Consider the following 16,056-nt stretch of genomic DNA (forward strand, 5'->3'; position numbering starts at 1 on the left):
CTGTGCCACAGAAGCGGCGATCTGTTGCGTGCATCGGGGCTATTTTGCGTTGTACAGCATTCCAAGCCTTAGAGTTTCGTACTAAAGCGAATCCTTCAGAGGGTCGGGAGATATCCATGGACGCGAAGGACATTGGCGAAATTGCCAGCTGGCTCATGCAAGCCGGTCTCAAGGGAATGACGGAAGTCGATATCCTCTCGGGTTTCTGCGAGCAGTGCCGTCAGCATGGTCTCAACATCGATCGGGCCATGGCGCTGATGGATACGCTGCATCCGGTCTATGAGGGCCGCGCCTTCCGCTGGGATGGCAATCAGATCATCGAGCGCGAGTTCGAATATGGCCCGACGCAACAGGGGATCGCCTCCGAGAATTGGCAGCGTTCCGCCTTCTATCATATGCTGACGACAGGCGGAGACGAGGTGCGCCGACGTATCGGCTTCGGTGATCCGACCGATTTCTACGGGCTCGACACGCTGCTGGCCGATGGTCACACCGATTACATCGCCATGATCCACCGCTTCGAAGAGGGCGGCACGATCGGCGAAATGGATTGCTTCTATTCCAACTTCGCCACCGCCGCCGAAATGGGATTTCCGGAAGAGGATTTGCGCGTGCTGCGCAAGCTGACGCCGGCGCTTGCTCTCGCCATCAAATGCACCGGCATGAGCCGCATCGCCCGTACCATTGCCGAGGTCTATCTCGGCGAAGACGCCGCCCGGCATGTGCTTGAAGGCAAGATCACCCGAGGCAAGACGGAGCGGATTTCGGCGGCACTGTGGTTTTCCGATCTCGCCAACTACACGCGCATCTCCGATACGGCCGAGCCGGATGAAATCATCCCGATGCTGAATGCCTATGCCGATGCGGTCATCTCCTCGATCCATGAGGCGGGCGGCAACGTGCTGAAGCTGATCGGCGACGGCACGCTGGCGATCTTCAAGGCTCGCAATTCCGCTGACGCCTGCACCGCCGCGCTGATGGCGGAATCGCTGCTGCGCCAGCGGCTGCGTGACCTCAATTCGCAGCGGCAGATCGAAGGCCGGCCGGTCACGGACGTTTATCTCGGCTTGCATATCGGGGACGTGTTCTATGGCAATATAGGCAGCATGGACCGGCTGGACTTCACGGTCATCGGGCCGGCCGTCAACGAAGTCAGCCGTATCGCTTCGATGTGCCGATCGGCTGACCGTAACATCCTCATGTCGTCGAATTTCGTCGAGGCGCTGGCAGGCCAGCAAAGCAACGATCTCGTTTCCGTCGGCCGTTATGCACTGCGTGGCGTCAAGCGGCCGCAGGAATTGTTCACGCTGCTCTCTTCGGCGGCCTGACCCCTCCGCGGTGACGGCTTTCAGCGGCGGCCGGCCGCAAACATCGGGCCGCCCTTGCTTGCAGGGAAGCCATAGCCGTTGATCATCACGAGATCGATATCGCTGGCGCGGGCAGCGATGCCTTCCGCAAGCAACGCCTCGCCTTCGGTGGCCATGGCTTTCAGCAGGCGCCCGACGATCTCTTCCGCGGTGAAGCTCCTAGGTACAATGCCTTTTTCGGCGCGAGCGGCTTCGATCATGACCGCTACCTCAGGATCAACAGTCCGTTTGCCGTCGGGATAGGCATACCAGCCGCGGCCCGTCTTCTGGCCGAAGCGGCCGGCTTCGCAGAGCCGGTCGGCGATGACGACGTAGCGTTCCGAGGGATCGCGTGTTGCGGCCTGCCGCTTGCGGCGCGCCCAGGCGATTTCCAAACCTGCCATATCGAACACAGCAAAGGGCCCCATCGGAAAGCCGTAGGCTTCCAGTGCTGCGTCGATCTCCTGCGGCGACGCGCCATCCTCGACCATGTATTCCGCTTCGCGGCGATAGGCGGAAAAGATGCGGTTGCCGATGAAGCCTTCGGTGACGCCCGATACGACAGGCAGTTTGCCGAGCCGCTTTGCCAGGGCAAGGGCTGTCGCCAGCACGTCAGGCGCCGTCTGCTTGCAGTGCACGACTTCGAGGAGCCGCATGATATGGGCGGGCGAGAAGAAGTGCAGTCCCACGACGCGCTTGGGCAGCTTAGTGGCCGAAGCGATCACATCGGGATCGAGATAGCTGGTATTGGTCGCAAGGATTGCATCGGCGCGGACGATGCCATCAAGGCGTTGGAAGAGCTCGGTCTTGACGGCGAGATCATCGAAAATAGCTTCGATGACCATATCGGCTTTTGCGAGCTCTTGAATCTCCGCCGTCACGGTCAGCCGGCTGAGGCGATCTTCGCGGCCAGCTGTATCGAGGCGACCGGATTGCACGGCCTTGTCGAGTAGGCCGGCGATGCGCTCGCGCCCTTTGTCAGCCGCTTCGGCATTTTGCTCGACGCCGATGACGCGGTAGCCGCCGTTGAGAGCGGAGACCGCGATGCCCGAACCCATCAGGCCTGTGCCGACGATGCCGATGGTTTCGATCTTGCGAGCAGCGACGCCCTCCAGTCCCTCGACCTTGCCGGCGGCGCGTTCCGCGAAGAAGACATGCCGCAACGCCGTGGCCTCTTCGCTATCGCGAAGCGCAATAAAAGTGCGGCGTTCCTCGGCCAGCCCTTTGGATAAAGACACGGTCGCCGCTAGGCGCACGACGCGAATGGCTTCGACCGGTGCGCGCTGACCGCGCGCCTTCCGCAATGCGTCCGATGCCGCCTTATCGATCACATCTGTAGCTTCCGGAGGAACGGTCAGCGATCCCGTGCGGCGTAACGATGCGGCGTCGGCCGTCTTGGCGTCGGTGATAGCTTCGGCGATCAATTCACCTTTGGCCATGCCGTCCACGATACCGAGCTTGAGCGCTTCGGCGGCGGAGACGATGCGTGCATTGGCGATCATATCGATGGCGGCGGCGATGCCGGTGAGCCGCGGCAGGCGCTGCGTGCCGCCGGCGCCGGGTATAATGCCGAGCTTGACTTCCGGCAGGCCGAGCTTCGCGGTCGGCGCGGCAAGGCGGTGATGGCAGGCGAGCGCCACTTCCAGCCCGCCGCCGAGGGCCACGCCATTGATCGCGGCGACAACGGGTTTGGCAACGGTTTCGATGCGGGCGATGACATCAGGTAGGTGCGGCTCGACCGGCGGCTTGCCGAATTCCTTGATATCGGCGCCGCCGATGAAGCTGTTGCCCGCACCGGTGAGCACGATGCCGGCAATATTGCCATCCTTCTCCGCATGGTCGAATGCAGCCATCAGGCCGACCCGGACATCGGCAGAGAGCGCGTTGACGGGCGCATTGTCTATGGTGACGACGAGAATCCCGTCGGTCAGCGCCGCCGAGATGGTGTCCGAAAAGCGCAATGCCGACATGATCTTGACCGCCTATATTATTCCGGAATGACTGCCGTTGCCTGGATCTCGATCTTGGCACGATCTTCGACAAGGGCGACGACTTGCACGGCCGCCATGGCTGGAAAATGGCGCCCGATGATCTCGCGATAGGCCTGACCGATCCCCTTCAGGTTGCCGAGATATTCCTGCTTGTCGGTGAAATACCAGGTCATCGAGGTGATGTGCTTCGGCTCGGCGCCGCCTTCTGCAAGAATTGCAACGACATTCTTCAGCGTCTGGCGCACCTGCTCGACGAAATCGTCGCTTTCGAATTCGCAGGCGGCATTCCAGCCGACCTGGCCGCCGACGAACACCATGCGGCCCGTCGCCGCCATGCCATTGGCATAGCCGATCGGCTTGGCCCAGCCTTCAGGTTGCAGGATGGTGTGCATCGGTCGTCTCCAGATGAGAGGTCAGCGCGGCGCGGAGATCATCCGGCCATTCAATGGATTTATGCGTATCGAGCGAGGTGGCGACGACGCGGTGCTTGGCCGTCCACAGCACATGGCCGTTTGCCGAAACCTGGTGTTCGAGATCGAGCGAGGAACGGCCGACACCACGGACTGCAAGGACGAATTCGAGATCGTCACCCTGCAGGCCCGGCTTGATGAAGGTCAGATCGAGCCGCACGGTGGGGACACCGATGCGGCGGTCGTCGATCAACTTTCGCCAGGAGAAGCTGATCGAGGCGAAATAGTCTTCCAGCACCCCGACAAGGATGTTCAGATAGGATGGGAAATAGGCGATCCCGGAGGGATCGCAATCTCCGAAGCGCAGAGGTCTGGTGATCTTGAATGCCAAGGCGGGCCTCAGTTCGAAAAGGCGGCGATGCCGGTGATGGCGCGGCCGAGAATGAGGGCGTGGATGTCGTGCGTGCCCTCATAGGTGTTGACCACTTCGAGGTTGACGAGATGGCGCGCAATGCCGAACTCATCCGAAATGCCGTTACCCCCCAGCATGTCGCGGGCAGCGCGGGCGATATCCAGCGCCTTGCCGCAGCTGTTGCGCTTGAGGATGGAGGTCAGCTCGACCGGCGGATGGCCTTCTTCCTTCATGCGGCCGAGACGCAGGCAGCCCTGCAGGCCGAGCGTGATCTCAGTCACCATGTCGGCAAGCTTCTTCTGGATCAGCTGGTTGGCAGCAAGGGGGCGGCCGAACTGTTTGCGGTCGAGTACATATTGGCGTGCCCTAGCATAGCAATCCTCGGCGGCGCCGAGCGCACCCCAGGCGATGCCGAAGCGTGCTGAATTGAGGCAGGTGAAGGGACCCTTGAGGCCGGATACATTCGGCATCAGGTTTTCCTCGGGCACGAAGACATTATCCATGACGACTTCGCCCGTTATGGAGGCGCGCAGGCCCACCTTGCCGTGGATCGCGGGGGCTGACAGGCCCTTCCAGCCCTTTTCGAGGATGAAGCCGCGGATAAGACCGTCCTCGGTCTTCGCCCAGACGACGAAGACATCGGCGATCGGCGCGTTCGAAATCCAGGTCTTGGCGCCGGTCAGGCTATAGCCGCCATCGACCTTCTTTGCGCGTGTGACCATCGAGCCCGGATCGGAGCCATGGTTCGGCTCGGTGAGTCCGAAGCAACCGATCCATTCGCCGGCCGCCAGCTTCGGCAGGTATTTCTGCTTCTGCGCTTCCGAACCAAAGGTCTCGATCGGCACCATGACGAGCGAAGACTGAACGCTCATCATTGAGCGATATCCGCTGTCGACGCGCTCGACCTCGCGAGCAATCAGGCCGTAGGCGACATAGCTGAGGCCGGCGCCGCCATATTCGGGAGAAATCGTCGGGCCAAGCAGGCCGAGCTCGCCCATTTCGCGGAAGATCGCCGGATCGGTCTTTTCATGGCGAAAGGCTTCGAGGACGCGGGGCGCGAGCTTTTCCTGCGCGTAGGAATGCGCGGTATCAAGCACCATGCGTTCGTCGTCGCTCAGCTGCTCCGTCAGCCGGAACGGATCGGCCCAGTCGAAAATCTCGCGGCTCATGCTGGTATCTCCCATTAATTGGTCTTCAAAAGTTCGCGCGCGACGATGAGTTTCTGAACTTCTGTTGCACCTTCATAGATGCGAAGCGCGCGGATCTCCCGATAGAGTTTTTCCGTTATCTCGCCCGATTTCACGCCGCGCCCGCCAAAAAGCTGGACGGCGCGGTCGATGACATTTTGCGCGGTTTCCGTCGCCGTCATCTTGGCCATGGCGGCTTCGCGCGTCGTCGGCAAGCGCTGCACGTCGCGGCGCCAGGCCGCCCGGTAGGTAAGCAGTGCCGCCGCGTCGATGCCGGTGGCCATATCGCCGAGGGCGGCCTGCGTCAACTGAAGGTCGGCCAACGCCGCGCCGAACATCGGACGTGACCGCGCATGGGCAAGCGATTCATCGAGCGCGCGGCGGGCAAAACCGAGGCCGGCAGCGGCGACCGAGGCGCGGAAGATATCGAGCGTGCGCATGGCGATCTTGAAACCTTCGCCCGGTGCGCCGAGAAGGCGGGACGCGGGAATGCGGCAATTGTCGAAACGGATCGTCGCCAGTGGATGCGGCGCGATCACTTCGATGCGTTCGGCAATCGAGAAGCCGGGATCGTCGGCAAAGACGACGAAGGCCGAGATGCCGCGGGTTCCCGGCGCTTCGCCGGTGCGCGCGAAGACGGTGTAGACGTCGGCAATGCCACCATTGGAAATCCAGGTCTTCTCGCCGTCGAGGACATAGTGGTCGCCATCGGGGCGGGCAGCGCAGCTCATCGCGGCTACATCGGAGCCGGCATCCTTTTCCGACAGCGCAAAGGCGGCGAGCCATTCGCCGGAGCGCACCTTGGGCAGGACGGTCGAGCGCAATTCGTGCGAGCCGGAAAGGCCGATGGCGCCGGTGCCGAGCCCCTGCATGGCAAAGGCGAAATCGGCAAGGCCATCATGCCAGGCGAGCGTTTCGCGGGCGAGGCAGACCATGCGGGAATCGATCAGCGGTTCGCTATCGGACGCGCCTGTCGCGGCAGCTAGAAGCCCGGCTTCGCCCATCGCCTTGACCAGCGTGCGGCATGCGTCGTCGACATCGGCGTGATCGATGGAAGCCATGATGCCCGACCTCGCGAAGGCGTCGACCTCGGCGGCAAAACGGTGATGGCGCTCCTCGAAGAAGGGCCAATCCAGATGATCGCGGGTCGGGCCGGGGAGGCTGCTTGCCGTGGACATCAGCTCAATCCCCCTGGAATTCAGGCCGGCGCTTGGCCGCGAAGGCTTCGAAAGCGCGGCGGAAATCTTGCGTCGCCATGCAGATCGCCTGCGCCTGCGCTTCGGATTCGATCATTTCGTCAATGCCCATCGCCCATTCCTGGTTCAGCATGGTCTTGGTCATGCCGTGCGCGAACCATGGGCCGTCGGCCAGCGAGCGGGCGAGTTTGAGCGCTTCGTTTTCGAGCTCGGCGCTAGCGTGCAGGCTGTTATAGAAGCCCCAGGCTTGTCCTTCCGCAGATGTCATCGAGCGGCCGGTGAAGAGAAGCTCGGCGGCGCGGCCCTGGCCGATGATGCGGGGTAGGATGCCGCAAGCGCCCATATCGGCACCGGCAAGGCCGACGCGGGTGAAGAGGAAGGCAGTCTTGGCTTCCGGCGTCGCGAGCCTCAGATCAGAGGCCATGGCGAGGATAGCGCCGGCGCCGGCGCAGATGCCGTCGACTGCCGAGATGATCGGCTGCGGGCATTTGCGCATCGCTTTGACGAGATCGCCGGTCATACGTGTGAAGGCCAGAAGCTCGGGCATCGCCATGCGCGTCAGCGGCTCGATGATCTCGAAGACGTCGCCGCCGGAGGAGAAATTGCCACCCGCGCCCGTCAGCACGATGGCGCGGATATCCGAAGCGTAAACGAGGTCGCGGAACAGATCGCGCAGTTCGGCATAGCTATCAAAGGTCAGCGGGTTCTTACGTTCCGGACGGTTCAGGCGGATGGTGGCGACGCGGCCATCTTCGCTGACATTCCAGAGGAAGTGCTCAGGCTTGTAATCCTTGAAGGGCTTCAGATGCCCCTTCATCGTCATGTCCCGATCGCTCATACCTCAAACCTCCCCACCAGCAACCGCAATTGCCTGACCATTGATCGATGCCGCAGCGGGTGAGGCCAGCCAGAGCACGGTATCGGCAACTTCTTCCGTCGTGACGAGCCGTCCCTGCGGATTGGATTTCGTGAATTCGGCAAGCGCCTGTTCGGCCGTTCGACCGGTCTTGGCGACGATGGTTTCGATCGAGCGCTGGATGATCGGCGTGTCGGTGAAACCGGGGCAGACGGCATTGACCGTGATGCCGGTCTTCGCCAGTTCCAGTGCGAGCGAGCGCGTCAGGCCGACGACACCGTGCTTGGCGGCGACGTAAGCCGAGACGTACCCATATCCCTTCAAGCCGGCCGTCGAGGCGATGTTGATGATGCGCGCGCCGGAACCGTAAGCCTTCAGGTCGGGAAGGGCAGCCTGCGTCACCACGAAGACGCCTGTCAGGTCAACCGAGAGGACGTGGTTCCAGGCCTCGAGGCTCGTCTTCTCGAAGGCTGCGCTCGGTGCCTCGCCGGCATTGTTGACAAGGATATCGACTGGGCCAAATTTTTCGCGGGTTTTGGCAAGGCCCTGGGAGACGGCTTCAGGGCTGGTGACATCGAAGCCATCGACCACGAATGTCTGGGTGCCGATTTCGGCGGCAACCGCTTGCAGCGGCTCGCGGCGGCGACCCGCGAGGCTGACGTGCGCGCCCTCGGCGGCAAGCGCCTTGGCGATCGCTGCACCGATGCCACTGCCGGCCCCGGTGACAAGTGCGTGACGGCCGGCGAGTTTGCCCGAAGTCGTCATTTCATCCTCATTTCGCCGGTGCTGCCGTGGCCGCACGGGCAAGGTTGGTTTCATACTGCGTCTTGCCGGAAAGATATTGCTTCGGCCAGGGAATGGAAGTCAGGCCGATCTTGGCGGCTTCATGCAGCGCCCAGGCGGGGTCCGCCAGATGCGGGCGGGCAACGGCGCAGAGATCGGCGCGGCCTGCGGCGATGATCGAATTGGCGTGGTCAGCTTCCGAGATCGCGCCGACGGCGATCGTCGGGATGCCGATCTCGTTGCGGATCTTGTCGGAGAAGGGTGTCTGGAACAGGCGGCCATAGACGGGCTTTTCCTGCTTCGACACCTGGCCCGAAGAGCAGTCGATGAGGTCAGCGCCGGCCTCCTTGAACATTCGGGCAAAGATAGCCGCATCTTCCGGCGTGTTGCCTCCGTCAGTCCAGTCGTGGCAGGAGAGACGAACGGAGATCGGCTTGTCCGCTGGCCAGATGGCGCGCATTGCCCTAAAGACCTCCAGGGGATAGCGGGCGCGGTTTTCGTGACTGCCGCCATATTCGTCGTCGCGCAGATTGGTGAGCGGCGACAGGAAGCTCGAGAGCAGATAGCCGTGGGCGCAATGCAGTTCCAGCCAGTCGGCGCCGGTCTCAATGGCGAGCTCGGTCGAGCGGATGAAGTCGGCCTTGACGCGCTCCATATCGGCGCGGTCCATGGCCTTCGGCACTTGGCTGTTCTTGAGGTAGGGGATTGCTGATGCCGAGATCAGCGGCCAGTCGCCTTCGGGGAGCGGCTGGTCGATGCCTTCCCAGGCAAGCTTCGTCGCGCCCTTGCGGCCGGCGTGGCCGAGCTGGATGCCGACTTTGGCGGCGCTGTTCGTGTGAACGAAATCGACGAGGCGCTTCCATTGCGCGACCTGTTCCTCGTTCCAAAGGCCAAGGCAGCCGGGCGTGATGCGGGCGTCCGGTGTCACGCAGGTCATTTCCGCGAAGATCAGCCCTGCGCCTCCAAGCGCGCGAGAGCCGAGATGGACCATGTGGAAATCGTTCATCACGCCATTGTCAGCTGAGTACATCGCCATAGGAGACATGACGATGCGGTTGATAAGTTGGACATCGCGCAGTCGGTAGGGCGTGAACATCGGCGGCAGGCAGCGATCGTTGCCGACGTCGAGGCCGGATTTTTCGGCGAACCAGCGCTCATAGCCTTCGAGCCAGGTCTTGTCGCGCAGCCGCAGATTTTCATGGCTGATGCGCTGCGAGCGAGTCAGCATCGAATACATGAACTGCGGCGGCTCGAGCGTATCGGCATAGCGGCGGCCGACGACTTCGAACCATTCCATCGCATTGCGCGCGGCGTTCTGAATGCGGGCGACATCGACGCGGCGGATTTCCTCGTAGGTTTCGAGAACGGCTGGTATCTTGTCCTTCTCGTGCCCGCGGTTCTGGAATTGCCGCGTCAGCTCGATCGCGTCATCGATGGCAAGCTTGGTGCCGGAGCCGATGGCGAAATGCGCGGTGTGGGCGGCGTCGCCCATCAGCACGACATGGGAATTGCCGTTGAAATGACTCCACTTGCCGCAGATCAGGCGGTTGAAATTCAGCCAGGCCGAGCCGCGGATGTGGCGGGCATTGGTCATCAGCGAAGCGCCTTCGAGCACTTCGGAGAATAGGTTTTCGCAGAAGGCGATGGAGCCGTCCTGGTCCATCTTGTCGAGGCCATGGGCGAGATAGGCTTCTTCCGTCGTCTCAACGATGAAGGTCGAGGTCTTGTCGTCAAACTTGTAGATATGCGCCTGGAACCAGCCGTGATCGGTGCGGCGGAAATCGAAGGTGAAGGCGTCGAAAAGCTTGTTGGTGCCGAGCCAGATATAGCGGTTCGGCCGGGTGATCATGTCAGGCTGGAAGACTTCCGGATAATGATTGCGGATCTTGGAATTGAGGCCGTCCGAGCCGATGATCAGATCGGCGTCGGGATAGTCGAGGTCGGAATTGACCTCCGTCTCGAAGATCAGCTCGACGCCGAGTGCTTCGCAGCGGCGTTGCAGAATGTTCAAGAGCTTCTTGCGGCCGATGCCGACGAAGCCGTGGCCCGTGGTGCGCTGGCGCGTGCCCTTGAACAGGACTTCGATATCGTCCCAATGGTTGAAGGCATCCTCGATTTCGGTGGCGCTTTCCGGATCCCATTCGCGCATGGACACCATGGTCGCATCGGAGAAAACGACGCCCCAGCCGAAGGTGTCATAGGGACGGTTGCGCTCGACGACGCGGATGGAGTGTTCAGGATGGAGCTTCTTCATTAGAAGCGCGAAGTAGAGCCCTGCGGGGCCGCCGCCGATACAGACGATGCGCATCGCTTTCCCTCCTTATTCGGCTGGAGCCGACCTCAAAATAATTTAAGTTTAAAATATCTTGTTGGAGCCATTCGTCAAGGCTTTTCCTGCTCCAATATGCAGCCTGTAGGCACTCATAATAGCAGGAAAATCGAAAATAGCCTTTTTGAATCAATCAGAAGCCAAAAATATTTTAGGCTTAAAATTTCTTGCTTGAACATTGCAGCCTTCGGTGCGATCTTTTTTAGCAATGCCACATGCGCCGAGGGGAAACGGCTGTCGTGGCGATCGATCGATAAGAATGTGGGAGCAAGGCAATGCTGGGACCGACCGGTCATACCGATACATTCACGCGAGACAATCTGCCCCCTTTCGACCAATGGCCGGAACTGCGGATGGAGGGTTTCGATTATCCGGAATGGCTGAATGCCGGCTTCGAACTCAGTGACCGGATGGTCGAAAAGGGTTTCGCCGATCACGTGGCCCTGATCGGTAATGGCCGTCGTCGCACCTACAAGGAACTGGCGGACTGGACCAATCGCATCGCCCACGCGCTTGTCGAGGATTTCGGCGTCAGGCCGGGCAATCGCGTTCTCATCCGCTCCGGCAACAACCCAGCCATGATTGCTTGCTGGCTGGCGGTGACGAAGGTCGGTGCCGTCGCCGTCAATACCATGCCGATGCTGCGGGCCGGAGAGCTTTCGAAGATCATCGACAAGGCGGAGATCTCCTTTGCGCTTTGCGATACGAGGCTACTGGAGGAACTCGTCACAGCCGCCAAAGACAGTCGGTTCCTGAAGCAGGTCGTCGGTTTCGACGGCACCGCCAACCATGATGCCGAACTCGACCGCATCGCGCTCAACAAGCCCGTTCGCTTCGAGCCGGTCAAAACCGGGCGTGACGATGTGGCGCTGCTCGGCTTCACCTCGGGCTCGACGGGTGTGCCGAAGGCCACCATGCACTTTCATCGAGATATCCTGATCATTGCCGACGCTTATGCCAAGGAAGTCCTGCAGGTGACGCCGGATGATGTCTTCATCGGCTCGCCGCCGATCGCCTTCACCTTCGGGCTCGGCGGTCTGGTCGTCTTCCCCTTGCGCTTCGGCGCATCGACGGCGCTGCTCGAAAACGCCTCGCCGAAGAACATGGTCGAGATCATTCAGGAGTACGGCGCGACCATCAGCTTCACGGCGCCGACGGCCTATCGCGCCATGCTGGCAGCGATGGAAGAGGGGGCGGATCTGTCTTCACTTCGTATCGCCGTTTCGGCCGGCGAGACGCTGCCAGGCCCGATTTTCGAGGAATGGACGCGCAAGACCGGCAAGCCCATCCTCGACGGCATCGGCTCGACCGAGATGCTGCATATCTTCATTTCCAACCGCCTGTCCGACGCCAAGCCGAACTGCACGGGCAAGCCGCTGACGGGCTATGAGGCCCGCGTTGTCGATGACGATATGAACGAGGTTCCGCGTGGGGTTATCGGCAAACTCGTCGTTCGCGGGCCGATCGGCTGCCGTTATCTCGCCGACCACAGACAGGCCGACTACGTGCGAGATGGCTGGAATCTGACGGGCGACAGCTTCATTCAGGATGAGGACGGCTATTTCCATTTTGCCGCCCGTTCCGACGACATCATTCTTTCGGCCGGTTACAATATTGCCGGACCGGAAGTAGAAGCAGCCCTTCTTTCGCATGCCGATGTGCTGGAATGTGCCGTCGTCGGCAAGCCCGACGAGGAAAGGGGCCATATCGTGCAGGCGCATGTGGTGCTGGCACCAGGCATTGCTGCCTCGGATCTGCAGGTTCGCAAGCTGCAGGATCATGTGAAGGCGGTCATCGCGCCCTACAAATATCCGCGTTCCATTATCTTCGTCGAAGCTCTGCCGAAGACGGAATCGGGCAAGATACAGCGTTTCCGCCTGCGCAACTGAACGTCCGAGTGCTTATCAGGCAGCGTTTTCCTGGCCCGTCTCGCGACCGAGCCAATGCGGATCGATTTCCGGCAGGGGAATGGCGTCGAGCAGCATTCGCGTATAGGCCGAAGCCGGCGCCGTGAAGACGCGCTCGCAATCGCCTTCCTCCTCGACACGGCCATGGCGCAGGACATAGACGCGGTCGCAGACGGCGCGGATGACGGAGAGATCGTGGCTGATGAAGGCCATTGAGAGGCCGAGATCGCGCGAAAGTTCCTTCAGCAGATTCAGAACCTGGGCCTGGGTCGACACGTCGAGGCCGGAGACGATCTCGTCGGCGAGCACAAAATCCGGCTTCAGCAGCGCGGCACGCGCGATGCCGATGCGCTGGCGCTGGCCGCCCGAGAGTTCATGCGGATTGCGGTCGAGGCATGCCTGAGGCAGCGTCACGCGTTCGAGAATTGCGGCAACCTGCCGCTCCGCTTCTTTCCGGTCCGAAGCCAGCCGATGTAGCAGTAACGGCTCGACGAGGATGCGGCGGATCGTGTGGCGCGGATTGAGCGAGGCCATCGGGTCCTGAAAGATCATCTGCATGCGACGACGCAGCGGTCGCATATCGGCATCAGGCAGACGGGTAATGTCTCGGTCGTCGAAATGGATGCTGCCCGCATTTACGTCGATCAGCCGCAGCAGGGCGCGGCCGAGTGTCGTCTTGCCTGAGCCGCTTTCGCCAACGATGCCCACGGTTTCGCCGCGGTTGATATCGATGTCGACGCCGTGCAGCACCTTGATGCCCAAGCCCGGCGGCCCGAAAAGGTGCCGCTTGGCGCCATAGGTGACCTCGATGCCTCTGGCCGAAAGGAGAGTATCGGAAACGCTCATCGGCTTCCCTCCGGAATGCCGATCTCGCGGCGCAATTGTTCGAAAACGGCTTGCGGCACCGGCGTCAGCCCGGCATCCGGCCGGTCGTAGCGCGGCCCGGCCGATAGCAATGATTTCGTGTAGATATGCTTGGGATGCGTCAGCACGTCGCTCGTGCGCCCGTCTTCGATCACCTTGCCTGCGTAGAGCAGCGTCACGCTGTCGCAGATCTGGGCGACGACGCCGAGATCGTGGGTGACGAAGATGACGGCAGTGCCATGCGCTTCCTGCAGGCCGCGGATCAGCCGCAGGATCTGCTTCTGCACGGTGACGTCGAGCGCGGTGGTCGGCTCGTCGGCGACCACCAGTTTCGGCTCCAGCGCGAAGGCGGCGGCGATCAGGATGCGCTGCCGCATCCCTCCGGACAATTCGTGGGGATAGGCGCGCAGTACACGCTCGGGATCGCGGATATGCACTTCTTCCAGCAACTTCAGTGCCCGCCGTCGGGCGTCGCCTGATGACAGGCGCCGTTTCAACCGCAGGCCGTCGGTCAGTTGCGCTTCGATGCGCCGGCCGGGATTGAGGGCCGTTTGCGGGTCCTGAGGGATCAGCGAGATTTCGCTGCCCATGATGTCTCGCAATTCCCTGGCGGAGAGTGTGAGCAGGTCGCGGTTCTCGAACAATATCGAGCCGTTTGTGATGCGGACGCTGCGCGGCAGGATGCCGAGCAAGGCCTTGGCGATAGTGGATTTTCCGGCGCCGCTTTCGCCGACAAGACCGCGCACTTCGCCACGCGTGAGCGTCAGGGAAACTTCGCGCAGGATCGATGCGCCGCCGTCGCGGTCGGATATGGCGCTGAGGCCCGTCATGGAGAGAAGTGGAGATGTCATCGGCGCATCACCGGATCGAGGGCGCGGCGCAGACCGTCACCGAGTTGATTGAAGGCAAGCACCGTCGCGAAGAGCGCGATCAGCGGTACGACCAGTACCCACCAGCCCTGATAGATCATCTGCCGCCCCTCGGCGATCATGCCGCCCCAGGTCGGCGTATCGGAGGCGACCGACAGGCCGACGAAGGACAGGATAGCTTCGACGATGACGGCAATGCCCATTTCCAGGTTGACGAGGGCGATCAGCACCGGCGTCACATTGGGCAGGATTTCGCTGAAGAGGATTCTGGCCCGCGAAAAGCCGATCGTGTGGGCGGCGGTCACATAATCCATCCGCGCCTGCGCCTGCGTTTCCGAGCGCACGACACGGCAGAAGCGCGTCCAGTCGATGATGACGATGGCCGCGATGACCGAGTGCACGCCGGAACCGAAGACCGCAACCAGCAGAATCGACAGCAGCACCGGCGGGAAGGCCATCCAGATATCGACGAGGCGGGAGATCGCCTTGTCGATCCAGCCGCCATACCAGCCGGCGAGAAGGCCGAGCAGCGTGCCGATCAGGGCCGCAAGCCCAGCCGCGACGAAGGCGACCGTGAGAGCGATGCGTGTGCCGAAGATGGCGCGCGACAGCACGTCGCGGCCGAGATCGTCGGTGCCGAATAGGAAGCCTGGATCGGAACCCTCGATCCATGCCGGCGGTAAGGTGCCGGACATCAGATCCTGCTCCAACGGGTCCTTCGGTGCGATATAGGGAGCAAAAATCGCGAGGATGAGGAGGATGAGGATGAAGCCGCCACCAAAGATCACCTTTGGCTCGGCGAGCAGCGCGCGCAAACGTTTCGCCATTCTGGAGGGTGATTGCGGCATCGCGGGCGAGGTAACGTCAGCCATGAGCGAGCCTCGGATTGAAGGCCGCGACCAGCAGATCGACCGCCAGATTGACGAGAATGAAGAGGGCGCCGAAGACCAGCACCAGCCCCTGGATCAGCGGCAGGTCGCGGTTGATGACGGCATCGATCGCCATGTTGCCGATGCCGGGATAGGCGAAGATGCGCTCGACGATGACGGTGCCGCCGATCAGGAAGGTGAATTGCACGCCGGTCAGCGCGATCGTCGGGCCGACGGCATTGCGCAGCGCCTCCTGCAGCACCAGCCGCAGCTCAGACATGCCTTTCAGCTTGGCGAGCAGAATATAGTCCTGCACCATGGCCTCGGAGAGCGCTGCCTTCAGCACGCGGGCGATGATGGCCGCCAGCGGCAGGCCGAGCGCCAGGACCGGCATGACCACATGGGCGCAGATGTCGGCGAAGATCGCAAAGCGAAACGTTACGAGGCTTTCGATGAGATAGAAGGGCGTTGCGAATTGCGCGTCGATGCCCGGATCGATGCGTCCGGAGAGCGGGAAAAGCGGAAAAAGAACGCCGAGGACAAGGACCAACGCCAGCGCCCAGACAAAATCCGGAACAGCCAGCAAAAGGCCGTTCAGGCTGTCGATCACGGGTTCGAAAATCGTGCGGCGGGCGAGCGTGCCGACAATGGCAACCGCGCCGCCGAGAAGAACCGCCAGGACCAGCGCGGCAAAGGCAAGCTCCAGCGTTGCGGGAAGGCGCTCGCGGAGCAGGGAGAGCACATCGCGTTTCAGGGAGATCGATGTCCCGAAATCGCCCGTCAGAACCGCTTTCAGCCAAAGCCAGAATTGCGTGGTCAGGCTCGCATCGAGCCCGTAATGGGCGCGCAGCGCGGCGATGTCGGCAGGGCTTGCGCCCGGCGAGATCATCATCGCGATCGGATCGCCCGGCACGACGCGCAGCAGGACGAAGACGATCACCGCCACTCCGAGGAGGGTGATCGCGGCCATGATCAGCCGGTTGAGAATGGAGACTGCTATCATGCGTTATGAGTTCCGATGGCACGGCTGTGGCGCT

Annotated in this window: 14 protein-coding genes; 2 read left to right on the top strand and 12 right to left on the bottom strand. The window is 62.0% G+C overall.

Annotated features, from left to right (window positions below; translation table 11 throughout):
• Positions 1–116: 116 nt before the first annotated feature.
• Complete coding sequence (locus JJQ51_RS18685; RefSeq protein WP_113330311.1) at positions 117–1,328, top strand: adenylate/guanylate cyclase domain-containing protein; 1,212 nt, start codon at positions 117–119, stop codon at positions 1,326–1,328.
• A gap of 20 nt (positions 1,329–1,348) precedes the next feature.
• Here the strand turns inward: JJQ51_RS18685 and JJQ51_RS18690 are convergent, their stop codons facing one another.
• From JJQ51_RS18690 to JJQ51_RS18725, 8 genes are read right to left on the bottom strand one after another with little or no spacing between them, the layout of a single operon-like run.
• A complete protein-coding gene (locus tag JJQ51_RS18690; protein ID WP_269245073.1) occupies positions 1,349–3,316 on the bottom strand; it encodes a 3-hydroxyacyl-CoA dehydrogenase NAD-binding domain-containing protein in 1,968 nt (655 codons plus the stop codon).
• Positions 3,317–3,333: 17 nt separating this feature from the next.
• Positions 3,334–3,729: a RidA family protein gene (locus tag JJQ51_RS18695; RefSeq protein WP_069611780.1), complete on the bottom strand. Its 396-nt coding sequence runs from the start codon at positions 3,727–3,729 to the stop codon at positions 3,334–3,336.
• Entirely contained in the window at positions 3,707–4,138 is a 432-nt protein-coding gene (locus tag JJQ51_RS18700; protein WP_269245074.1) for an acyl-CoA thioesterase, read from the bottom strand. The genes JJQ51_RS18695 and JJQ51_RS18700 overlap by 23 nt, the downstream gene beginning before the upstream one ends.
• 8 nt (positions 4,139–4,146) lie before the next feature.
• Complete coding sequence (locus JJQ51_RS18705; protein ID WP_113395554.1) at positions 4,147–5,328, bottom strand: acyl-CoA dehydrogenase; 1,182 nt, start codon at positions 5,326–5,328, stop codon at positions 4,147–4,149.
• A 14-nt stretch (positions 5,329–5,342) separates the two neighbouring features.
• Positions 5,343–6,524, bottom strand: a complete 1,182-nt coding sequence (locus tag JJQ51_RS18710) for an acyl-CoA dehydrogenase family protein (protein WP_269245075.1) — start codon at positions 6,522–6,524, stop codon at positions 5,343–5,345.
• 4 nt (positions 6,525–6,528) lie between these two features.
• Positions 6,529–7,380 (bottom strand): enoyl-CoA hydratase family protein, encoded by an 852-nt coding sequence (locus JJQ51_RS18715; RefSeq protein ID WP_113330307.1) that lies wholly within the window; start codon positions 7,378–7,380, stop codon positions 6,529–6,531.
• Between the two features lie 3 nt (positions 7,381–7,383).
• Positions 7,384–8,163: an SDR family NAD(P)-dependent oxidoreductase gene (locus tag JJQ51_RS18720; RefSeq protein ID WP_113395516.1), complete on the bottom strand. Its 780-nt coding sequence runs from the start codon at positions 8,161–8,163 to the stop codon at positions 7,384–7,386.
• Positions 8,164–8,170: 7 nt separating this feature from the next.
• Complete coding sequence (locus JJQ51_RS18725) at positions 8,171–10,489, bottom strand: bifunctional salicylyl-CoA 5-hydroxylase/oxidoreductase (protein WP_113395515.1); 2,319 nt, start codon at positions 10,487–10,489, stop codon at positions 8,171–8,173.
• A gap of 296 nt (positions 10,490–10,785) precedes the next feature.
• Here JJQ51_RS18725 and JJQ51_RS18730 point away from each other — a divergent pair, with 296 nt between their 5' ends.
• Positions 10,786–12,399, top strand: a complete 1,614-nt coding sequence (locus JJQ51_RS18730; protein ID WP_113395514.1) for an AMP-binding protein — start codon at positions 10,786–10,788, stop codon at positions 12,397–12,399.
• A 15-nt stretch (positions 12,400–12,414) separates the two neighbouring features.
• Here the strand turns inward: JJQ51_RS18730 and JJQ51_RS18735 are convergent, their stop codons facing one another.
• From JJQ51_RS18735 to JJQ51_RS18750, 4 genes are read right to left on the bottom strand one after another with little or no spacing between them, the layout of a single operon-like run.
• Entirely contained in the window at positions 12,415–13,263 is an 849-nt protein-coding gene (locus JJQ51_RS18735) for an ATP-binding cassette domain-containing protein (RefSeq protein WP_113395513.1), read from the bottom strand.
• Complete coding sequence (locus JJQ51_RS18740) at positions 13,260–14,132, bottom strand: ABC transporter ATP-binding protein (protein ID WP_269245076.1); 873 nt, start codon at positions 14,130–14,132, stop codon at positions 13,260–13,262. The genes JJQ51_RS18735 and JJQ51_RS18740 overlap by 4 nt, the downstream gene beginning before the upstream one ends.
• Complete coding sequence (locus JJQ51_RS18745; protein WP_269245077.1) at positions 14,129–15,022, bottom strand: ABC transporter permease; 894 nt, start codon at positions 15,020–15,022, stop codon at positions 14,129–14,131. The genes JJQ51_RS18740 and JJQ51_RS18745 overlap by 4 nt, the downstream gene beginning before the upstream one ends.
• Positions 15,015–16,022, bottom strand: a complete 1,008-nt coding sequence (locus JJQ51_RS18750) for an ABC transporter permease (RefSeq protein ID WP_269245078.1) — start codon at positions 16,020–16,022, stop codon at positions 15,015–15,017. The genes JJQ51_RS18745 and JJQ51_RS18750 overlap by 8 nt, the downstream gene beginning before the upstream one ends.
• Between the last annotated feature and the right edge of the window lie 34 nt (positions 16,023–16,056).

The sequence above is a fragment of the Rhizobium sp. AG207R genome, from assembly GCF_027109195.1.
Classification (GTDB): Bacteria; Pseudomonadota; Alphaproteobacteria; order Rhizobiales; family Rhizobiaceae; genus Rhizobium; species Rhizobium dioscoreae.